The sequence below is a fragment of the Methylobacterium sp. NFXW15 genome, assembly GCF_049887755.1.
Classification (GTDB): domain Bacteria; phylum Pseudomonadota; class Alphaproteobacteria; order Rhizobiales; family Beijerinckiaceae; genus Methylobacterium.
On sequence record NZ_JAGEKG010000007.1, the window covers coordinates 39,272 to 61,131 of the forward strand.

11 protein-coding genes are annotated in these 21,860 nt (G+C 68.0%); 8 read left to right on the top strand and 3 right to left on the bottom strand.

The window, feature by feature from the left end:
• The first annotated feature begins 121 nt into the window (after positions 1–121).
• The 3 genes from J4O73_RS16560 to J4O73_RS16570 all read left to right on the top strand — a co-directional run bounded on the left by J4O73_RS16560 (position 122) and on the right by J4O73_RS16570 (position 10,620).
• Positions 122–1,453, top strand: a complete 1,332-nt coding sequence (locus J4O73_RS16560) for a UDP-glucose dehydrogenase family protein (RefSeq protein WP_426219058.1) — start codon at positions 122–124, stop codon at positions 1,451–1,453.
• Between the two features lie 363 nt (positions 1,454–1,816).
• Positions 1,817–9,259, top strand: a complete 7,443-nt coding sequence (locus J4O73_RS16565; RefSeq protein ID WP_426219059.1) for an SDR family NAD(P)-dependent oxidoreductase — start codon at positions 1,817–1,819, stop codon at positions 9,257–9,259.
• Complete coding sequence (locus tag J4O73_RS16570) at positions 9,256–10,620, top strand: aminotransferase class I/II-fold pyridoxal phosphate-dependent enzyme (protein ID WP_378974403.1); 1,365 nt, start codon at positions 9,256–9,258, stop codon at positions 10,618–10,620. The genes J4O73_RS16565 and J4O73_RS16570 overlap by 4 nt, the downstream gene beginning before the upstream one ends.
• 72 nt (positions 10,621–10,692) lie before the next feature.
• Here the strand turns inward: J4O73_RS16570 and J4O73_RS16575 are convergent, their stop codons facing one another.
• Positions 10,693–11,877 (bottom strand): polysaccharide biosynthesis/export family protein, encoded by a 1,185-nt coding sequence (locus J4O73_RS16575; RefSeq protein ID WP_426219061.1) that lies wholly within the window; start codon positions 11,875–11,877, stop codon positions 10,693–10,695.
• 292 nt (positions 11,878–12,169) lie between these two features.
• Between J4O73_RS16575 and J4O73_RS16580 the strand changes: the two genes are divergently transcribed.
• Positions 12,170–13,543 carry a capsule biosynthesis protein gene (locus tag J4O73_RS16580; protein ID WP_426219063.1) on the top strand — a complete coding sequence of 458 codons (1,374 nt, stop codon included), beginning with the start codon at positions 12,170–12,172 and terminating at the stop codon, positions 13,541–13,543.
• Between the two features lie 11 nt (positions 13,544–13,554).
• Here the strand turns inward: J4O73_RS16580 and J4O73_RS16585 are convergent, their stop codons facing one another.
• Positions 13,555–15,531, bottom strand: a complete 1,977-nt coding sequence (locus J4O73_RS16585) for a capsular polysaccharide biosynthesis protein (protein WP_426219065.1) — start codon at positions 15,529–15,531, stop codon at positions 13,555–13,557.
• 309 nt (positions 15,532–15,840) lie between these two features.
• Here J4O73_RS16585 and J4O73_RS16590 point away from each other — a divergent pair, with 309 nt between their 5' ends.
• A complete protein-coding gene (locus tag J4O73_RS16590; protein ID WP_426219067.1) occupies positions 15,841–16,599 on the top strand; it encodes an SDR family NAD(P)-dependent oxidoreductase in 759 nt (252 codons plus the stop codon).
• Positions 16,551–17,450, top strand: coding sequence for a formyltransferase family protein (locus J4O73_RS16595; protein WP_426219069.1), 900 nt, complete (start codon positions 16,551–16,553; stop codon positions 17,448–17,450). Before J4O73_RS16590 ends, J4O73_RS16595 begins: the two co-directional genes overlap by 49 nt.
• Here the strand turns inward: J4O73_RS16595 and J4O73_RS16600 are convergent.
• Complete coding sequence (locus tag J4O73_RS16600) at positions 17,401–18,834, bottom strand: APC family permease (protein ID WP_426219071.1); 1,434 nt, start codon at positions 18,832–18,834, stop codon at positions 17,401–17,403. The two genes, J4O73_RS16595 and J4O73_RS16600, sit on opposite strands and share 50 nt — an antisense overlap.
• A 245-nt stretch (positions 18,835–19,079) precedes the next feature.
• Here J4O73_RS16600 and rpsO point away from each other — a divergent pair, with 245 nt between their 5' ends.
• Both rpsO and pnp read left to right on the top strand, forming a co-directional pair.
• Positions 19,080–19,349, top strand: coding sequence for a 30S ribosomal protein S15 (rpsO, locus tag J4O73_RS16605; protein ID WP_426219073.1), 270 nt, complete (start codon positions 19,080–19,082; stop codon positions 19,347–19,349).
• 203 nt (positions 19,350–19,552) lie between these two features.
• Positions 19,553–21,781, top strand: a complete 2,229-nt coding sequence (gene pnp, locus J4O73_RS16610) for a polyribonucleotide nucleotidyltransferase (protein ID WP_426219075.1) — start codon at positions 19,553–19,555, stop codon at positions 21,779–21,781.
• Positions 21,782–21,860 lie beyond the last annotated feature (79 nt).

Sequence of the window (21,860 nt, forward strand, 5' to 3'; positions counted from 1 at the left end):
TCGCGGTGTTGCTGCCTGGCTACAGACCGGGTGGCGGCAGATCCGTCCGGTTGCGCCTTTGCCGTTCCCGGCCCATGCTGCAACGCGGCAAGCCGCCCGGTCGGCTGCCGGGAGACAGGGCATGCGTATCGCGATGATCGGGGCGGGTTATGTCGGGCTGGTGTCCGGCGCCTGCCTCGCGGATTTCGGCCACGACGTCGTCTGTATCGACAACGATCCGGCTAAGGTCGAGGCCCTCGAAGCGGGCCGCATGCCGATCTACGAACCGGGCCTCGAATCTCTCGTCGCCGACAATGTCCGCCAGGGCCGCCTTTCGTTCGGCACCGACCTGCGTGGGGCGGTGTCGGACGCGGATGCCGTGTTCATCGCCGTCGGCACGCCCTCGCGCCGGGGCGATGGCTTCGCCGATCTCTCCTTCGTGCACGAGGCCGCGCGCGAGATCGCCGGCGCCCTCTCGGGCTACACGGTCGTCGTCACCAAATCGACGGTGCCGGTCGGGACCGGCGACGAGGTCGAGCGCATCATTCGCGAGACCGCCCCGCAGGCCGATTTTGCCGTGGTCTCGAATCCGGAATTCTTGCGCGAGGGTGCCGCGATCGGGGACTTCAAGCGCCCCGACCGGATCGTGGTCGGTACCGAGGATCCGCGCGCCGAGGCCGTGATGCGCGAGGTCTACCGCCCGCTCTACCTCAACGCATCGCCGATCCTCGTGACCGGACGCCGCACGGCCGAACTGACCAAGTACGCCGCCAACGCGTTCCTCGCGGTCAAGATCACCTTCATCAACGAGATGGCCGACCTGTGCGAGGCAGTGGGTGCCGACGTGCAGCAGGTGGCCCGCGGCATCGGCCTCGATGGCCGAATCGGCACGAAGTTCCTCCATGCCGGGCCCGGCTATGGCGGTTCGTGCTTCCCGAAGGACACGCTGGCGCTGGCCAAGACGGCGCAGGACCACGGCATGCCATTGCGCATCGTCGAGACGGTGGTGGCGGTGAACGATCAGCGTAAGCGCGCCATGGCCCGCAAGGTGATCCGCGCCTGCGGCGGCTCCGTGCGCGGCAAGACGATTGCGCTGCTCGGCCTCACCTTCAAGCCCGACACGGACGACATGCGCGAGGCGCCTTCGCTCGCAATCGCCGCAGGGTTGCAGGATGGTGGCGCAAAAGTGCGAGCCTACGATCCCGAGGGGATGGACCAGGCCAAGCCGCTTCTCCCTACCGTCTCCTTCGCCGAAGACGCCTATTCCTGTGCAGAAGATGCCGATGCCATCGTTATCGTTACCGAGTGGAACGCCTTCCGCGCCCTCGACCTGAAGCGTCTTCGTAGCGTGATGCGCACGCCGATTCTGGTCGATCTCCGCAACATCTACGACCCTGTTACCGCAGCGCAGCATGGATTTGCCTATCAAGGCGTCGGGCGCGGCGGCGGAGACGAGCCTGCTCCGATCGCTTGACCGGCTAAACTTGCGGCCTTCTGCATGGATACTTGCTGTGCCGGAGGCCGAAGACTTCAGAAATCGGCTCCCGCGACCGTGCCGGAATGGCTGGTGCAATAGTCCCTGCTGCTGTCGGCGGATGCTCTGATGATGTATCGTTCAACTTGGTGTTGCTGCCGCGAGTTGAAAATTGGCTTTTATGCGGCAGCGATTGCGCGCATCGCTGATGAATACATGTCACATCGCCCTGCAAATTCCCTCTAAGGCAAAGACCTGTGGTGATGCGAGGTTGGACACCGCATTGACGCCATACTAAGGGACCAGATGGTCCTCACTCGCCGAGAGCCGAGCCACCCACTCACGAGCGCCCGCGACCCGAACGTGACACAACGCACAGACATCGCGATCGTCGGACGCGCCTGCCGACTTCCCGGAGCGCCGAGCGTCGGGGGGCTGTGGCAGCTCCTTTCGGAGGGCCGCTGCGCGGTCAGCACCCTTCCTTCGGACCGCTTCTCCCTGGAGCGGTTCCTGCACCCCCGCGCCCACGAGCGCGGCAAGAGCTACACCTTCGCGGCGGGCGCGCTGGACGACGTCTGGTCCTTCGATCCGACCGTTTTCGGCATTTCGCCCCGCGAGGCCGAGCAGATGGACCCGCAGCAGCGCATGCTGCTGGAGTTGACCTGGGAGGCTCTTGAGGATGCGGGCCTGCGGCCCTCCGCCGTGGCGGGCAGCCAGATCGGTGTGTTCGTCGGTGCCTCGTCCCTCGATCACGGCAACCTGCGCATCATGGATGCGCCCTCGGGCGACGCCTACACGGCCACCGGCAACACACTCTCGATCCTCTCGAACCGCATCTCCTACATCTATGATCTGAAGGGTCCGAGCTTCACGGTCGACACCGCGTGCTCGTCCTCCCTCGTCGCCTTCGACAACGCAATTCAGGCGATCCAGTCCGGCCGGATCGACACCGCCATCGTCGCGGGCGTGAACGTTCTGGCGAGCCCGTTCAACTTCATCTGCTTCTCGGCCGCGCAGATGCTCTCGCGCACCGGCCTGTGCCAGGCGTTCTCGAAGAACGCGGACGGTTACGTCCGCTCCGAGGGCGGCGTGGTGATGGTGCTGCAATCCGCCGAGGCGGCGCGTCGCAACGGCGCGACCGTACGCGCGGTCGTCGCGGCTTCGGGTGTGAACTCCGATGGGCGGACCACCGGCATCTCCCTCCCCTCCGGCTATGCCCAGGCGGCCTTGCTGGAGAAGGTCTACCGCGAGGCGGAGATCGCGGTGGACGATCTCGCCTTCATGGAAGCGCATGGCACCGGCACGCCGGTCGGTGATCCGATCGAGGCATCCGCCATCGGGACCAAGCTCGGTCAGGGCCGCAGCGCGCCTCTGCCGATCGGCTCAATCAAGACGAATATCGGCCATACCGAGCCGGTCTCGGGCCTCGCCGGCCTGATGAAGGCGACGCTCGCCCTCGAGCACAACCTCGTTCCGCCCTCGCTGCACGCGGCGGAGCTGAATCCCGAGATTCCGTTCGACAATCTGAACCTTCAGGTCGTGCGCCAGGGCCTGCCGATCACCCGCGGCAGCCGCCAGCGTTTTGCGGGCGTCAACTCTTTCGGCTTCGGGGGCACCAATGCCCACGTCGTCATCACCGATGCCGATCCGGTTCCGGCCGACAAGGCTTCGGACGGCCGGGCGCCGCAAGTTCTGATGATCTCGGCGCAGAGCCGCGCCGCCCTGAACGAACTCGCCCTCGACTATGCCGAGCGATTCGAGGCCGAGCCTGCGGCCATCGCCGAGCTCGCCGCTGCCGTCGCTCACCGCCGCGAGCGGATGTCCACGCGCCTCGCCATCTCCCTCGACAGGTCGACCGATGTGGCTGCCGCCCTGCGCGCCATCGGCGAAGGTGAGGATACCGAGGCGGCCCATACCGGCACCGCCGTGGACCGCGCCGCCGAGGTGGCCTTCGTCTACTCCGGAAACGGTAGTCAATGGGCGGGCATGGGCCGTGAGGCCTATGAACTGAACCCCGATTTCCGGGCCGCCTTCGACAAGATCGACGGCCTGTTCCAAACCTACGCCGATTGGTCCCTGAAGGACGCGCTGTACGCCGAGGATCTCGACGAGCGTCTTGTCCTCACCAGCGTCTCGCAGCCGCTGATCTTCGCCATCGAGAGCGCCTCGACCGCGTCCCTGCGGGCCAAGGGCCTGATGCCGAGCTACGTGCTCGGCCACAGCGTCGGTGAGATCGCGGCGGCCGAGGCCGCCGGCATCCTGACGCTCGAGGATGCGGTCAAGGTCATCTACTACCGCAGCCATCATCAGGAGACGACGCACGGCCAGGGCACCATGGCGGTGCTGCTGATGCCGGTGGAGGAGGTTCCGGCCTTCCTCAAGGATTTCCCGAGCCTCGACCTCGCGGCGACCAACAGCCCGAAGGCCGTGACGGTGGCCGGGCCGGTGGCCGATATCGACGCCGCGCTCAAGGCCCTGTCGCGCAAGCGCCGCCGTGGCCGTAAGCTCGATCTCGCCTATGCCTTCCACGGAAGGCTGATGGATCCGACCGAGAAGCCGCTGCTGCGTGACCTTACGGGGCTGCGCCCGCAACCTGGCATCGTGACGATGATGTCCACCGTCACCGGCGCCGCGCTGGATGGGACGAATTTCGGCCCGAACTACTGGTGGCGCAACATCCGCGAGCCGGTGCGCTTCAGCGACGCGGTGCAGGAGGCGACCCGTCAGGGCGCCCGCGTGTTCGTGGAAGTCGGCCCGCGCGCGACCCTCATGTCGCATGTCGGTGACTCGGTCGAACCGCTGGGCATCGAGATCGCGACCGTCGGCGTCATGCACCGCAAGACGTCGAACGCGGACCCCATCGCCAAGGCGGTGAACGGGGCCCTCGTGCTTGGTGCGGCAGTGGACGAGGACAAGCTGTTCGGCTCCGTGCCGCGCGGCGACGTGCCCTTGCCGACCTATCCGTGGCAGCGCCGCCCGTTCCGGCTGAACGATACGACCGAGAGTGTGGGCGCCCTCAGCCCCCGCCCCTACCACCCGCTGATCGGCTCCCGCACGGAGTCGGACGGGCTGGAGTGGCATGGCTACGTCGATCCGCAGACCGTGCCCGAACTCGAGGATCACCGCGTCGAGGGGCAGGTGATCATGCCCGGTGCGGGCTTCGTGGAGATGGCCCTCTCGGCCGCGCAGGCCGCCCTGAAGGACGAGTCTGTCGTCCTCTCGGAGTTCGAGATCGTCGCGCCGATGATCTTCGCGGAGGATGCCCTGCGCGAAGTGATGGTCCGCCTCTCGGGAAGCGGGAATGGCATTCAGGTTCTGAGCCGTCCGCGTCTCACCCAGACGCCCTGGCAGCTCCACGCCCAGGCGAAGGTGGTCGAGGGCGAGTTCTCGGCCCCGCGCAAGCCCGATCTCGATGGCTTCGACTTCGACAGCGCGGGCGATCACGTCCTGTCCGGCGAGGCACTCTATGCCCGTGCGAAGGCGGCCGGTCTCGGCTTCGGCCCGAGCTTTCGTCAAGTCGCCCTGTCGGCCCGGGTGGACGAGGCGACCATCGTCTCGGATCTCGTGCCGGCGGAAGCCGATCCGCGCTACGCTCTCGTCCCGTCGCGGCTCGATGCCTGCTTCCACGGCCTGATCCTGCTCTTTGCCGATCTCCTCGGGGAGGGAGCGGGCAAGGCCTATATTCCAGTGCGCTTCGGCGAGATCCGCCTCGTGAAGCCGGGCGCCTCCATTGCCCGTTCGGTGATCCGCACGCGCCGTTGCAACGAGCGCTCCATTCTGGCCGACTTCACCTTGCTCGATGCGGTGGGCGAGGTGATCGCCACGATCCGCGAGGGCCGGTTCCAGGCGCTGCGTAGCAAGGGCGGCGACGAACTCGCAGCCTACGCGATCAGCCAAGTCTCCGAACTCGCGACCGAGCCGACGGCGATCCCGATGGAGCGGCGCCCGAGCGTGGCGACGCGCCTGCGGCCGCTGACGCAGCAGGTGAAGGGTCCAGCCGATGCCGCGCTCTCGCCGGGGCATCTTCTGCTCGAAGGCTGGGCGACCTCTCTCGCCTTCCGTCTCGCGCACGGTCTGTCGCGGAACACCGGCGTCGTCGCCCTCACCGACCCTCGCCTGCCTGCCGCGCTCCGCCCGTGGCTCGTCAATGCGCTCTACGCGCTGGAGAGCAGCGGTCTCGCCGAGCACGAGAACGACGCGTGGCGTCTGGGTGATGGCTCGGCCCTTCCCGCGCCCGACGAGATCATGCGCTGGATCGCGGCGGACCACCCGGATCTTTCGGCGGAGTTGGTTCTGATCGCGGATGTCGGATCCACCGTCGACCGCATCCTGGCGGGCGACGTCACCGACGTTCCGAACCTGCCGCAGAGCGCCATCGATGCGTTCGTCATGCGCTCGGCCACGTCGCGCCATTCGGCGGCGGCCCTCGCGAGCCTGCTCGACGGCGCCCTGGCCCAGTTGCCGAAGGAGCGTGCTTTGCGCGTGCTTCAGGTGGGCTACGGCCCGCTCTCGGCGCAGGTCGCGGCGTTCACGGGCCAAGCGCACGCACGCTTCACCATCCTCGAGACTGACCGGCGCTTGGCCGAGCGGGCTCGTCTGTCCTTCGGCCTCGCCGCGACCCTCGTGGAAGCGTCGAGTGAGCTCCCTGCGGGTGGTTTCGATCTCATCGTCGGCGCGGGCAGCCTGCATCGTGGCGAGCGCGGCCTCGTCGGGGATCTTTCCGCCGCTCTGGCGACGGGCGGCTTGATGGTCGCCGTAGAGCCCGGCATCTCGCTGTTCCGCGATCTCGTCTTCGGCTTGACGCCGGATTGGTTCGAGGAGGGGATGGGCGGCCTGCCCATCGGGCGGCTCGACGATATCGGCGGCTGGCAGCGTACGCTCAGCGCGGCGGGCCTCGTTTCGGTCTCCGTCGATCGCGCCATTTCCGGCAACGGCGACGACCTTCTCCTCGTGGCGGAAGCGCCCGTCCGGCCGACCCCGGCTGCGGCACAGAGCTTCGCCTTCATCATCGGGTCCGACGACGATTTCGCCGCCGAGACCGCCTCTTCGCTGGCGACCCTGCTGGTCGCGGGCGGCGTCCACGTCTCGATCATCCTCGATTCCGAGACGTCGCTGATGGAGCTGGAGAAGGAGACACCGGATACGGTGGTCTTCCTCGCCGGTGCCTTCTCCCGCGGTGGCGAAGCGGCCGAGCGGCTGCGCGACCGCTGCATGAGCCTGAAGCGGTGTGTCGAGCATCTCGGTGCCCGCCAGACGTGTCTCTGGGTCGTGTCGCCGGGCGCCACCCGTGACCGCGGCGGCCAGATGACCAATGTCGAGGCGGGCGTGTGGGCCTTCACCCGCACCCTGGCCAACGAGGTGCCGAACCTCGATATCCGCCGCATCGACCTCTCGCCCGAGATGTCTTCGAAGCGCGCCTCCGAGCGCCTGCGCGACCTCATCCTTTCCGGCACGCCGGAAACCGAGATCGTGCTCGATGACGAGAGCACACAGGTCGTGCGCTTCCATGCCGGCAGGCCGCGCCACAGCGATCCGGCGGATCGCGTACCGGCCGAGGCGGCGCGTCTGGAGCGCAGCAACACCGGCGGCCTGAACGAGATGGTCTGGGGGCCCGCCGAGCGGGTCGCGCCGGGCAAGGGCGAACTGGAAATCGCCGTGGAGGCCACCGGCCTTAACTTCCGCGACGTTCTCTGGGCGCTCTCTATGCTGCCGGAGGAGATTCTGGAGGACGGCTTCGCCGGTCCCCGCCTGGGTCTCGAATGTGCGGGCCGCGTCACGGCGGTGGGTCCGGGCGTGAAGGGTTTCAAGGTCGGCGATGCCGTCGTCGCCTTCGCCCAGTCCGGCTTCTCCACGCATATCGTGGTCCCCGACCTCGTCGTCGCGCCGATGCCGCAGGGTGTCGATCCGATGGCGGCGGCGACGGTGCCCGTGGCGTTCCTCACCGCCTATTACGCTCTCGTCTCCTGTGCCCGGATGCGGCGCGGCGAGTGGGTGCTGGTCCATGGCGGCGCGGGTGGTGTCGGCCTCGCCGCGCTGCAGATCGCCAAGCTCAAGGGCGCTCGCGTCATCGCGACGGCGGGCTCGCGCGAGAAGCGGGCCCTGGTAAAGGCCCTCGGCGCCGAACATGTGCTCGATTCCCGCTCGCTCGCCTTCGTGGACGATGTCCGCGCGATCACCGGCGATGGCGTCGATATCGTGCTGAACAGCCTGTTCGGCGAGGCAATGGAGCGCTCCCTCAACGCGCTTCGTCCGTTCGGGCGATTCGTCGAATTGGGCAAGCGCGATTACGTCGCCAACACCCATATCGGCCTGCGGCCGTTCCGGCGGAACCTCAGCTACTTCGGCGTCGATCTCGATCAGGTGATCCAGCACCAGGGCGACGATGGCGCGCGGATGTTCCGCGAAGTGATGGCGCTGTTCAACGACGGCGGCCTGAAGCCACTGCCCTACCAGCCCTTCACGGCGGCCGAGACCTCGGACGCGTTCCGGCTGATGCAGCAATCCGGTCACATCGGTAAGATCGTGATCAGCCCGCCCAAGGCGGGCACGGTGCTCAAGGACGTCGCCAAGCCCTTCGCGGTGGCGGCCGATGGCGTCCACCTCGTCACCGGTGGCCTCGGCGGCTTCGGCCTGGAGGCGGCGCGCTGGCTCGCGGATCGCGGCGCGAAGCACATCGTCCTGTCCGGCCGCAAGGGCGCGACGACCGATGAGGCGAAGGCACTTCTGACCGAACTGTCCGAGCGCGGGGTGAAGGTCGAGGCCAAGGCGGTGGACATCACCAGCCGTTCGGCCGTGGACCGGATGCTTTCGGAGATCGAGCGTGGCGGACGAAAGCTGGCTGGCGTGATCCACGCGGCGGCTGTCCTTCAGGACGGGCTCATCGCCAACCTGGACGTCTCGGCGCTCGACGCGGTGATCGGTCCGAAGGTCGTCGGCGCGCAGCACCTCGATGCGGCGACCCGCGACCGGGCGCTCGACTACTTCGTCCTGTTCTCTTCGGCCACGACCTTCATCGGCAATCCGGGCCAGGGCTCCTACGTCGCCGCGAACGGCTTCATGGAAGGTCTTGCCCGCCAGCGCCGCCGCAAGGGGCTTCCGGCCCTGGCTGTCGCCTGGGGCGCCATCGGCGATGTGGGCATGCTCGCCCGCAACAAGGCCGTGATGGAGACCCTGGCCGGGCGTGTCGGCGTGACGCCGATGGAGGCTCGCCGCTGCCTCGATCTGATGGCCGACGCCCTGTCGAACCAGGGCACCGCGCCGGACGAGGCCGTGATCGCCATCGCGGCGATGCATTGGGGCAAGGCGCGCGAGCGGCTCGCGACCATGCGCTCCCCGAGCTACGCCGAACTCGGCTCCGACCAGCAGGCGGAGTCCGGCGCGGTGCAGACGATCAACATCGCGGGCCTACTCAAGGCCTCCGACATCGACTCGGTGCGCAAGACCGTGTCGGATGCGATCGTCGATGACATCGCCCGCATCCTTCGGCTGCCCAAGGACGATATCAGCCGCGTGCGTCAGCTGTCGGAAATCGGTCTCGACTCGCTCATGGGCGTCGAGCTCGGCGCCAGCCTTCAGGAGCGGTTCGGCCTCGAATCGCCGCCTGCGGGCCTTTCGGCGGGCATGACCGTCAATGAACTCTCGGAGTCCTTAATTCAGGCGGTTTCCGCGCCCATGGACGATACGGCGGGCGTCGCGATGAGCCTCATGGCCAAGCATATCGGCGGTGAGGTGAGTGCGAGTGTAGTCGGCCCGCTCCGCGACCTCATCGAGGCGCGCGAGAACGAGAGCAAAGAGACACAGCGATGACGCAATCGGCGCGGCCCGACGGCGGGCGGGCGGCCCTGGCCGGCTTCGTGACGAACCGCCTCGGGCGGGCGACACCCCGGCCTGCCCCGGCCAAGGCGCCGGAGGCGTCGCGCATCAGCGCGGCGCAGAATTTCGAAAACCTGCCGGGCTACCGTGAGCTGAAGCTTCAGCGCTCGGGTGCGGAGCTGATCGGCCTCGGCAACCCCTTCTTCCGCGTCCACGACGCGAAGGCGGGCGCCACGACGCGGATCGACCAGAAGATCTTCACGAACTTCTCGTCCTACGATTACCTCGGCCTCAATGGGCACCCTAAGGTCAGCGGCGCTGCCCGCGAGGCCATGGAAGCCTACGGCACTTCGGCCTCCGCGAGCCGCGTGGTGGCGGGTGAGCGGCCGGGCCATATCAGCCTGGAACAGGCGCTCGCTGCTCATTATCGCACCGAAGGGTGCGTCGTGATGGTGAGCGGGCACGCCACCAACGTCACGACCATCGGCGCCCTGCTGGAGCCGGGCGACGTGGTGTTTCACGATGCGCTTTCGCACAACAGCATCGTCACGGGCGTTCAGCTGTCCGGGGCGCAGCGCCGTTCCTTCGCCCACAACGACCTCGACGCCCTGGAGAACTTGCTCCAGGCGACGCGCCACGAGCATCGCCGCGCGCTGATCGTGGTCGAGGGCCTCTACAGCATGGACGGCGATGCGCCGGACCTCGCGGGCTTCGTCGCTCTCAAGAAGCGTTACGATGCGTGGCTGATGGTGGACGAGGCCCACGGCCTCGGTGTCACCGGCCGCACGGGCGCGGGGCTCTTCGAGTATTGCGGTGTCGACCCCAAGGAGGTCGATATCTGGATGGGCACCCTGTCCAAGACGCTGTCGGCCTGTGGCGGCTATATCTGCGGCCCGATCGCGCTGATCGAGTATCTCAAGCATTCGGCCGGCGGCTTCGTCTACAGCGTCGGCATGTCCCCACCCCTCGCGGCGGCGGCAGAGGCGGCCCTGGCGGTGATGCAGGCCGAGCCGGAGCGGGTCGAGCGTCTTCGCCAGAACGGCAACCTGTTTCTCACCACGGCGCGCAAGCTCGGGCTCGATACGGGCTTCAGCCTCGGCCTCGCGGTGATCCCGGTGATCGTCGGCGATTCCCTCAAGGCCGTGACCCTGTCGGACCGGCTGTTCCGGCGAGGGATCAACGTTCAGCCGATCATCCACCCGGCGGTGCCTGAGCGGAGTTCGCGCCTGCGCTTCTTCCTCACCTCGGAGCATACGCCGGAGCAGATCACCGATACGGTCAACGCGGTGGCCGAAGAGATCGCGGCGATCGACAAGGGCGGCTCGCTGATCGAGCAATTGCTCGCCAAGCGCTGACAACCGTCTGACGGATCATAAAAAAGGGGCGCGGACCGACAGGTCCGCGCCCCTTTTTTCGTGAGCTCGTTCCTACCGTGCGGTGCTGTACACGGCTGCCGCCGAGGCGACAGGGCCCGTGAGGGTGGAGAACACGCCCAGCACCTTCTGGACCTCGGTGAACGGCGCGTTCGACACGTAGAGCAGATCGCGGTTGCGCATCCGGAACGCCTGCGCCGTGAACAGGCTGTTCGGGTCGCGCATGTCGATCCGGTACACCACCGGCACCAGCGGCGTGCCCGTCAGCTTCGAGCCCGGCGCGAGGCGGCGCACGATGGGCGCCGGCTCGAACCGGAAGATGAAGGTGCCCGCCGGATCGGCCTGGAAGTCCGACAGGCCGCGCGCCTTGGCCAGCGCCTGCGCCAGGGTGATGCCGTCCGCCTGGAACGGCAGTTCCGTCGCATTGCCGAGCGCGCCCACCGCCAGGAAGGTCTGCGGGTCGCGCACCAGCGTCAGCACGTCGCTTGGCCGGAGGAAGATGTTCTCCTTCGGGTTCGACACCACCGTCGTCAGCGGCACCGTGGCCGTCACCTGCCCGCGCGACAGCCGCACGAAGGTCTCGGACACCGGCGAGCGCACGCCGCCCGCGCTCGCGATCACATCGAGCAGGCGGTCGCCATGGCCCGACAGCGGCAGGCGGGCGCCCGCCACGGCTTCGCCGGTCACCGTGACGGTTTGCGAGATCGGCTTGGTGACCGAGACGAGCACCTGCGGCTGGATGGCCTTGCCCGCCAGTTCGTTCTCGATCAGCGCCTGCACGTCCTGCGGCCTGCGCCCGGCAACCTGGATGCGACCGGCATAGGGAACGGAGATCGCGCCGTCGCGGCCCACCGGCTGCTCGGGGATGAGCGCGGATTTGGAGCCCGCCGAGAAGCGGTCGGCCACGAGCGGGCCGGAGAACAGGCCGCCGGACCCGGCCTCCCAGACCGAGACGGCGACCATGTCGCCGACCCCGATCAGCGGCTCGGCGGAGGGGCGGTGATCGCCGAAGGAGGCGAGCAGGCTGTCGAGGGGGCGCCCGCGCAGGGCCTCGATGACGGCGGGGGTGACGTCGATGATCTCGTAGCGGGCGAGCAGGCCGCCGCCGGTTCCCGCCACCTCGGCTCCCGACTGGATCGCCTGGGCCGTCGGTCCCGCCGCAGGCAGGAGCGTGCAGCCCGACATCGCCACCGTAGCGATGCAGGCTGTCGAGACGGCAAGCTTGCCCAAACGCATCATTCACAAATCCGCTGTGCCGGGCCCGTCGAAGCGGCCCGCCGCCCCATAAGGGGGCTGGAAGACTGCCATCAGCTTAACGGTGAATTGAGGCCGGTTCGAGGATCGCATCTTTCGGTGCCGGGCTGCGTGCCATCTCGGCAACAGAGTGGGCATAACCCACTGTCACGCCGAGGGGCGACCATGATGCTGCCGCCTTTTCCACGGCAGGACAGGCCTCGAGAACGCGGCGGCGTTCGGCGCGGATGGGCGTCGGCCCTGCTCCGACGGTGCACGCTCGGAAGGTATGGCTTTCATGACAGCGATCCCCGCTCCCGCTCCTGTCGCCTCCACGCCGCAAGACGTTGCCGGCACGCGCGGCGCGGGACGGGGTGGACGGCAGGTCTTCCTGTTCCTTCAGGGGCCGATCACGCCCTACTTCGCTCATACGGCGGACGAACTGGAGGCGCGGGGCCATCGCTGCCTGCGCGTGAACCTCTGCGTCGGCGACGTGCTGTTCTGGCGCCGCCCGGGCGCCATCAATTATCGGGGCCGCCGGGAGAAATGGCCCGCCTTCATTGCGGATCTGATCGACCGCGAGGGCGTCACCGACCTGATGCTTCTGGGCGAGCAGCGTTTCTACCACAAGGTTGCGATCGCGGCGGCGAAGGCCCGCAACCTCAACGTGACCGTGACCGATTTCGGCTATCTCCGGCCGGATTGGATCACGCTGGAGCGTGACGGCATGTCGGGGGACAGCTGTTTCCCCCGTGAACCCGAGGCGGTGATGGCGCTGGCCGAGAACCTGCCGGAGCCGGATCTGGAGCCGCGTTTCAAGGACAGCTTCAAGACACAGATCGTGTGGGACATCGCCTACCACATGTTCAGCAATTGGCTGTGGTTCCTGTTCCCATTCTACCGCTCTCACCAGATCTATCATCCGGCGCTCGTCTATCTCGGCACGGGCCTGCACATCCTGAAGGCTAAGTTCACTGCGCCGAGGGTCGATCGTTTCGTCGCCAAGCTGAAGGCGGACAAGACACCGTATTACGTGCTGCCCTTGCAGATGGAGAACGACTTCCAACTGCGTGCCTATTCGCCGTATTACGACTTCAAGGCGCCGATCCATGCCGTGGTCGCCTCCTTCGCCAAGAACGCACCGGCGAATTCGCGACTCGTCATCAAGGCCCATCCGCTTGATCCGGCGATGCGCAACTGGGCGCGGATCGTCCGCCGCTCCGCCGCCAAGCACGGCGTGTCGGGCCGGGTCGATTTCGTGGATGGCGGTAACCTCGCGATCATGCTCGATGCCTCGCAGGGCTGCATCACCGTGAACAGCACGGTCGGCTTGTGGTCGATGCGCGTGGCCGTACCGACGATGACCCTCGGCACGGCCGTCTACGACATCGAGGGCATGACCTTCCAAGGCCCCCTCGACCGTTTCTGGACCGAGGCCCGGCCGCCGCGTCCGGAGCTCTGGCACGCCTTCGTCCGGGCGATCGTGGCGCATATCCAGATCCGCGGCGTCTATTACGGCAAGGAGGGTCTCGCCGCCGCCGTCCAGGCGACCGCGTCGCGGCTCGATCTCACCGAGGGCGCGTGGCTGGAAATGCGCAACCGCGCCCGCCGCAACGGCCCGCCGCAGGACACCGTGGCGCCCGAGCACGCCTTCAGCCTGCAGAACGCCTGAGCCCTCGCCCCTCAGCGCCGCCGCAACAGGTGGCGCGAGGCCAGAGACCAGACCTGTTTCATCGCGGCCTCCACGGTCGGCTCGCGCCGCGTGAGGCCGGGGTCGCCCTCCGACAGGCGCTGGATGATGACCTCGGGCGGGCTGGGTAGGCCCGTCCGCGGATCGACATAGTGCGGGTAGACGATGAGCGCCCCCGCGACCAACTCGTCCAGAGTGATGCGCCGCGTACGGCGGGGGCAGGCCGGGCTCTCGGTGAGCCCCCAGCCGGCATAGAACGGCAGTCCGTGGGTCGTGACGCTCCGCCCTCGCAGCAACGCTTCGAAGCCGATCAGTGACGAGATGGTCTCGACATGGTCGGCGGCGGCGATGGCGTCGGCGGCCGGCACGTCGCGCAGAACGATATCGGCCAGCGACGACAGCTCTTCGGGCAGCACACGGCCCGGCCGTAGCCCGGCTTCGACATCGGGGTGCGGCTTGAACGCGATCACTGCATCCGGGTGGCGCTGGCGGGCGAGCTTGAGGAGATCGACGTTGCGGGTGACGGTCGCAAGGCACAGGTGGATCGAGGCGTCGTTCTCCACCTGACCGGCCACCAGCACGACCTTGCCCGGTCGCGGCATGACGGGCATCGGCGCGGCGCCGACATTGTACTTGCTGAGCTTCGCCTCGACGACGGCCCCACGGAGGCGCCGTGCCCGCTCCAGCACGTCGGCGGGGAAGGCTCCCGCCTCCAGCAGCGTTTCGAGATCGCTCGGCCCCGTGGCGTCGTAATAGATGCCGGTGGCATCGATGACGTGAGACGCGCCGGGCCGCAGGGCGACACCGAGGCCGATGGAGCGGATGAAACCGTCCTCCATCCGCAGAAGCGGCACTTTCGCCTCCCGGCAGGCCGCGGTCAGATCCGCCGGCGCGCGGCTCGCCCAGGCGACCACGCGGTCGTAGCGGGCGATCTCGCCGGGTTTCGGCGCGTGGCGGGGCGCGGCGATGGCGGGCCTCTGTCCCGGCGAGGCCAGGGCCCGCGACAGCCACCGTCGCTTCCACCCGGCAAAGCCGATGCAGAGTGTCCTGGCGGCGTTGGCGCGCTGCTCCTCCACGATCAGGCGAAGAATCGCCGCCGCTTCCTCGAATCGGCAGCTCTCGCCGCCATAGGGCTCGAAATACCGTGAGCAGATCAGGTAGACCGCCGCGAAGACCTCGACCGGCGAGCGGCTGCGCGTCCGGCGGATGGGATCAAGCCGATCGTCGGTGAAGCCCCACCCGGCATAGAAGGGCACGCCGAAGCAGGTGACCGGCCGCCCGGCCAGCGAAGCCTCGAAGCCGATATGACTCGTGACGACGTAGAGGTGTGAAGCGGCTTCGATCACCGACCAAGCCTCGACCGGCTCAGCGATGAGTCGGGCGCCGGTCGCCTCGACGGCCTCCCTGTCGAGATGACCGACGGCATTCATCTTGGCGGCGGGGTCCATCACCACCACCCGGTCGGCATTCGGGTGCTCGGCGGCGGCGGCCGCGAGCATGGTGGAGAAGCCGGTCTCGCTGGCAAGGCCGAAGCCGATGGTGGGGTCGCGTTGCGCCTGATCGATGATCACGACGAGGGGTCGCGCGGCATCGGCGTTGCCAAGCAGGGCGGCGAGGTCGGCGCGACGGGGATCGTTGTCGAGGCTGAGCCGCGCCTTGCGCAGGAGGGCGATGCCTGCCTCGGCGCGGGCGAGGATGTCGTCATCCTCCCAGCCGCCTTCCTGCAGCATCGTCTCCAATTCGCTCGGGGCCGTGGCGTCGTAATGGATGCCGAGTCCATCCACGATCGAACTCAGGGGGCGCTGTGTCCGCGCGCCGGGCAGGCGCAGGAAGCCCTCGTCCCAGCGGTCGGCATGACCGACGCGCCGGGACACCGGCTCGCTGCCGAGGCGCCGCACCTGTCGGCCTCCGGGCATCTCGATGTCCGAGAGCGTCCGCGGCCACAGGCGCTTGAGCTTGCCACCTTCCATCCGAAACTCATCCAATCCGGAACAACCGAGCCATTCTCACCGGCGGAGATGGCGCCTCGAAAGGCGCGGCGGGCGAGGCCGGACGACCGAGCCGTCCCGCCCGATCACTGCGGCATCGGGCATAGCACCTGACCCGTCCAGGCCGAAATGGCTTCCCCTCCGGCGGGGAGCACTCTACGAGGCCCGCGACGGCGCGGGGACTTCCATATCGCCGGGACAGCGTCAAGCGAGGCGGTTCTCGGGGCCGCACCGAAGAGGGGACGACGACATCATGGCGGGAATCACCAGCCGCAGGCCGGGCAGCGCGCGGTGAGGACGATCCTCATCACCGGGGCGTCGAGCGGCATCGGCGCCGCCCTCGCCCGCCATTACGCCGGGCCGCAGGTGCGGCTGATCCTCGTGGCGCGCAACGAGCCCCGCCTGGAATCGGTGGCGCAGGATTGCCGCGCCAAGGGCGCCGTGGCCGAGGTGGCGCGCGGCGATACCCGCGACCGCGCGGCGATCCATCAACTCATCACCGAAGTCGACGCCCGATCGCCGCTTGACCTCGTGGTGGTCAACGCGGCGATCAATGGCGGCGGCAAGGAAGGCCGGGTCGAGACCGAGGAGGTCGCCTTCGAGACGGCCGACATCAACTACATCGGCTCGCTCAATGTGATGCTGCCGACGCTCAGCCTCATGCTTGCCCGAGGCCGGGGCCAGATCGCGCTCATGTCATCGCTCGCGGCCTATGCACCCCTCGCCGACGCGCCGACCTATAGCGGCGCCAAGGCGGCGTTGGTCGCTCATGGCCTCGCCCTGCGCCAGAAGGTCTGGCCGCTCGGCGTGCGCATCAGCGTGGTGACGCCGGGCTACGTGAAGACACCGATGGGCAGCGATCTGAAGGGATGGCGCCCCCTGGAGATGAGTGCTGAGAAGGCGGCGGCGCTCATCGCCAAGGGCCTGGAGCGTGATCGGGACGTGGTGTCCTTCCCGTTGCCCCTCGCCATCCTGGCGCGGGGCGTGCTGCTGTTGCCCGAATGGGTGCGGCGGGTCAGCCTGTCGGCTTTCAAGTTCAATCAGAGGTAACGGCTTTGCGGATCGCGCTCCTCGTCCTCGAAGCCCTGCCGAACGCCCGAACCGTGCGGCGGCTGATTGCGGACAGGGGGCATGAGATCGTCCTCGTCGGTCTGTCCAACGCCGAACGGCCGTCGAGCGGCGGGTTGACCGGGCAGTTGCGCCGTCATCTCGGCCGCTCCGGCACGGGAATCCTGCCCTATCTCGCAGTGAATTTCGGACTGCCGGATCTGCTTCGGCCGCTGGCGCCCTTCACCCAGGCGGCCGCAGGCAGCGCCGACCAGCCCGAGACGACACCCATCGCCACCCTCTGCCGCCGCCTCGGCATCCGCGCAGTGAAGGTGGACGACGTGAACGGACCGGAGATGGCTGAGGCCCTGCGCCAGGCCGCGCCCGATCTGATCCTGACCTACCATTTCGACCAGATCCTGAAGCCCGCGACCATCGCACTGGCCCGGCTCGGCGGCATCAACGGCCATCCGGGCCTGCTGCCGCGCCATCGTGGCCCGGTGCCGACGATCCATGCTCTGTCGGAGGGGCCGGACACGTTCGGGATGACCCTGCATAAGCTGGCGGCGGCCATCGATGCCGGCGCGATCCTCGATCAGGAGGCGGTGCGTCTGCCCGCCGACGTCACGGCCACTCGCGCGGCGATTCTGTTGCATGAGCACGGGCGGGCCATGCTCGACAGGTTGCTCGACACGATCGCCGCGACGGATGCGATTCCCGAGGGGCGGATGGCGGACGTGTTGCCCTATTGCCCCTTCCCGGATCGGGCGATGCTGGCCGACCTCAAACGCCGCGGGTTGCGGCTCACCGATGCGTCGGATCTCGCGGCGGCGGCGAAGCTGTCCCTGCGGTAGGGCTCGACAGGTCGAGCGCCCGCTTGCGCCCATAGCCGTAGAAGATCGCGAGGCCCAATCCGGTCCAGGCGGCCAGACGCAGCCAGGTTTCAGGGGGCAGCGAGGCCATCAGCACCGCGCAGGCGAGCAAGCCGAGCCCGGCGACGAGATCGGCCGCCGGGACCCGGAACGGTCGGTGCCGCGTCGGCTGCAGGCGGCGCAGGATCGGCACACTGGCGCAGACCAGACCGAAGGCGAATAGGGTTCCGATGCTGACGAGTTCGCCCAACACGTCGATGGGGACCAACCCCGCGACAGCGGCGGTGACGAGACCGATGACGAGTTGGCCGCGCGCGGGCGCATGGGTCTCGGGATCGACATGGGCGAAGGCGCGGGGCAAAAGCCCGTCGCGGGCCATGGCGTAGAAGATCCGCCCCTGGCCGTAGAGGGCGGTGAGCGTAGACGTGGTGAGCCCGACCAGCGCACCGATCTTGACGATGATCGCGAAGCTGGGAAAGCCGATCACGTCGACCGCCTTCGCGATCGGATCCGGCACGTTGAGATCGCGATAGGGCACGAGGCCGGTCAGCACGGCGGCGACGGCGACGTAGAGGACCGTACTGAGGAGCAGCGAGCCGATCACCCCCTTGGGCGCATCGGATTGCGGATCGCGGCACTCGCCCACCGCCGTCGAGACGGTCTCGAACCCGATGAAGGCGAAGAACACGACGGCCGCCCCGCGGAAGACACCGCTCACGCCGAAATGGCCGAACTCACCCGTATTTGCCGGCACGAACGGGTGCCAGAGCTCCGGCTTCCGCGCTATGGCGCCGAAGCCGACGAAGGCGATGATGATCGCGACCTTCAGGGCGACCAAGGCGGCGTTGACGCCGGAGGCCTCGCGGACGTTGCGCGTCAGCAGGACCGTCAGCCCCAGCACCACGATGACGGCGGGCAGATCGACGTAACCCCCCGCCCCCGGCGCAGCGGAGAGGAACGGAGGAAGGCGCCAGCCGAAATCGGCCATCAGCGATTGCGCATAGCCGGACCATCCGGCGGCCACCGTCGCGGCGGCGAAGGCGAATTCGAGAACGAGATCCCACCCGATGATCCAGGCCGGGAGCAAGCCGAAACTCACGCGGGTGTAGGCGTAGGTAGACCCCGCCTCCGGGATCATGGCCGCCAATTCGGCGTAGCAGAGACCCACGAGGCCGCTGACCAGTCCGCCGATCAGGAAGGACAGGAGCAGCGCGGGGCCCGCATAATTCGCCGCCGCCGTTCCGGTGAGTACGAAGATGCCCGCGCCGATCGTGCCGCCGAGCCCGATGCAGACGAGGCCCGGTGCCGTGAGCGCGCGTTCCAGGCTTCGGGGAGAGGCGGCCGGTGCCCCCGACGGTGCTGTCATGCGCGTGTCTTCCCCTTATCCGGCGATCATAAGCCTGTGGCGGTGCCGCCGGGGCAAGTCCCGCGCCGGGGGTGGCAACGGGCTTGGTTTCGTGTATGGATCGCGCTGGCCTCGACCCGGTAGCGGGCGGGGCTTGAACCGCTTTCGGCAGACCGTGCTGGACGACATCCCGGCACAGGCCGTTCCGCAGGCATCGGCGCTCTATTAGGGCGCTCTTCTGTACTGAAACACCCGAAAGGCACGCGATGTCGATCACGGCAGAGCGCAAGACCGCGCTCATCAAGCAGCACCGCAAGGATGCGAAGGATACCGGCTCCCCCGAGGTGCAGGTCGCCATCCTCTCCGAGCGGATCGCCAACCTGACCGGCCACTTCAAGACCCACAGCAAGGATAACCATTCCCGCCGTGGTCTCCTGAAGCTGGTTTCCCAGCGCCGTTCGCTTCTGGATTACCTGAAGCGCAAGGACGAGCCGCGCTACCGCGCGCTCATCGAGAAGCTCGGCATCCGCCGCTAATCTCGGACGATTTCACGCGGCTCCGGGCTCCGGGGCCGCGTTCCACTTTCGGCAGGTCCGGACATGGGGTTCGGGCACGCCACACGGGCCGCTTCGAGGCATGAAGTCGGGGCAGGATCGCAGGGCGCTTCGTGAAGCGCCCTGTCGTCTTGCCCCCGCCGTGCCGGGTTTCGTGCCCGCCGCATGAAGGCAAGGATAAGAATATGTTCGACGTTCAACGCGAAGAGCTGATTTGGGGCGACCGCAAGCTCGTCCTGGAGACGGGCAAGGTGGCCCGGCAGGCCGACGGCGCCGTTGTCGCCACCTATGGCGAGACCTCGGTGCTCGCCTGCGTCGTGGGCGCCAAGGAGCCCAAGGCCGGGATCGACTTCCTCCCGCTCACCGTGAACTACCAAGAGCGCGCCTATGCCGCCGGCCGCATCCCGGGCGGCTACTTCAAGCGCGAGGGTCGTCCCTCCGAGAAGGAGACCCTGGTCTCCCGTCTGATCGACCGTCCGATCCGCCCCCTCTTCGTCGATGGCTGGCGCAACGATACCCAGGTCACGGTCACCGTGTTGACCCACGACCTCGAGAACGATCCCGACATCGTCGCCATGGTCGCGGCCTCCGCGGCCCTGACGCTGTCCGGCGTGCCGTTCATGGGCCCGATCGGCGCGGCGCGCGTGGGCTATGTCAACGGCGGCTACAAGCTGAACCCGCTCGTCACCGAGACCAAGGAAGAATCCTCTCTCGACCTCGTCGTCGCCGGCACCCAGGACGCCGTGCTGATGGTCGAGTCCGAGGCCAAGGAGCTCTCGGAAGACGTGATGCTCGGCGCCGTGATGTTCGGCCACAAGCACTTCCAGCCGGTCATCGAGGCGATCATCCGCCTCGCTGAGAAGGCCGCCAAGGAGCCGCGCGATTTCTCCCCGCCGGAGAACGCCGACGTCGAGAAGGCCGTGCTCGAGGTGTGTGAGGCCGAACTCCGCGCCGCCTACACCAAGACCGTCAAGCAGGAGCGTTACGCTGCCGTCGACGCCGTGAAGGCGAAGGTGATGGCCGCTCTCTGCCCCGAGGGTGGCGAGAAGTTCCCGGCCGAGAAGGTCAAGGCCGCCTTCAAGGAGGCCCAGTCGAAGGTGGTTCGCTGGAACATCCTCGACACCGGCTCGCGCATCGACGGCCGCGACGTGAAGACCGTTCGCCCGATCCTCTCCGAGGTCGGCGTGCTGCCCCGCGCCCACGGCTCCTCGCTCTTCACCCGCGGTGAGACGCAGGCCCTCGTGGTCGCCACCCTCGGCACCGGTGAGGACGAGCAGTTCATCGACGCGCTGGAAGGCACCTACAAGGAGCGCTTCCTGCTTCACTACAACTTCCCTCCCTATTCGGTGGGTGAGACCGGCCGCATGGGCTCTCCGGGCCGCCGCGAGATCGGCCACGGCAAGCTCGCCTGGCGCGCGATCCGTCCGGTTCTGCCGCCGGCTCACGAGTTCCCGTACACGATCCGCGTCGTGTCCGAGATCACCGAGTCGAACGGTTCGTCCTCCATGGCTTCGGTCTGCGGCGGTTCGCTGTCGCTGATGGATGCGGGCGTGCCGCTGCGCCGTCCGGTGGCGGGCATCGCCATGGGCCTCATCCTCGAAGGTGAGCGCTTCGCGGTCCTGTCCGACATCCTCGGCGACGAGGATCACCTCGGCGACATGGACTTCAAGGTGGCCGGTACGGACGAGGGCATCACCTCGCTCCAGATGGACATCAAGATCGCGGGCATCACCGAAGAGATCATGCGGGTCGCCCTCGATCAGGCCAAGGACGGGCGCGCCCACATTCTCGGCGAGATGGCGAATGCCCTCACCGCTGCCCGTCCGGAGCTCGGCGAGTACGCGCCGCGCATCGAGACCATGCAGATCCCGACCGACAAGATCCGCGACGTGATCGGCACCGGCGGCAAGGTGATCCGCGAGATCGTCGAGAAGACCGGCGCCAAGATCAACATCGAGGATACGGGCGTCGTGAAGATCGCCTCGTCCGACGGCAAGGCGATCAAGGCGGCCTATAACTGGATCCGCTCGATCGTCGCGGAGCCCGAGGCCGGCACGATCTACGATGGCACCATCGTGAAGTGCATGGAGTTCGGCGCCTTCGTGAACTTCTTCGGCGCCAAGGACGGCCTCGTCCACATCTCGGAGCTCGCTGCCAACCGCGTCGCCAAGGTGACGGATGTCGTCAAGGAAGGCGACAAGGTGAAGGTGAAGTTCCTTGGTCAGGACGATCGCGGCAAGATCCGCCTGTCGATGAAGGTCGTCGATCAGCAGACCGGCGAGGACATCACCGACAAGATCAAGGCGCAGCGCGACGCCGAGCGGTCCGAGCGTGGCGACGAGCCGCGTGAGCCCCGCGAGGGCCGCGAGGGTGGCCGTCACCGGGGCGAGCGCCGCCGCGACGCGGGCGAGTGATCGCCTTCACCATCACGAATTGACGTGACGACGGAGCGCGGTCCCCCCAGGGCCGCGCTTCTTTTTTGCGGGCATGCCA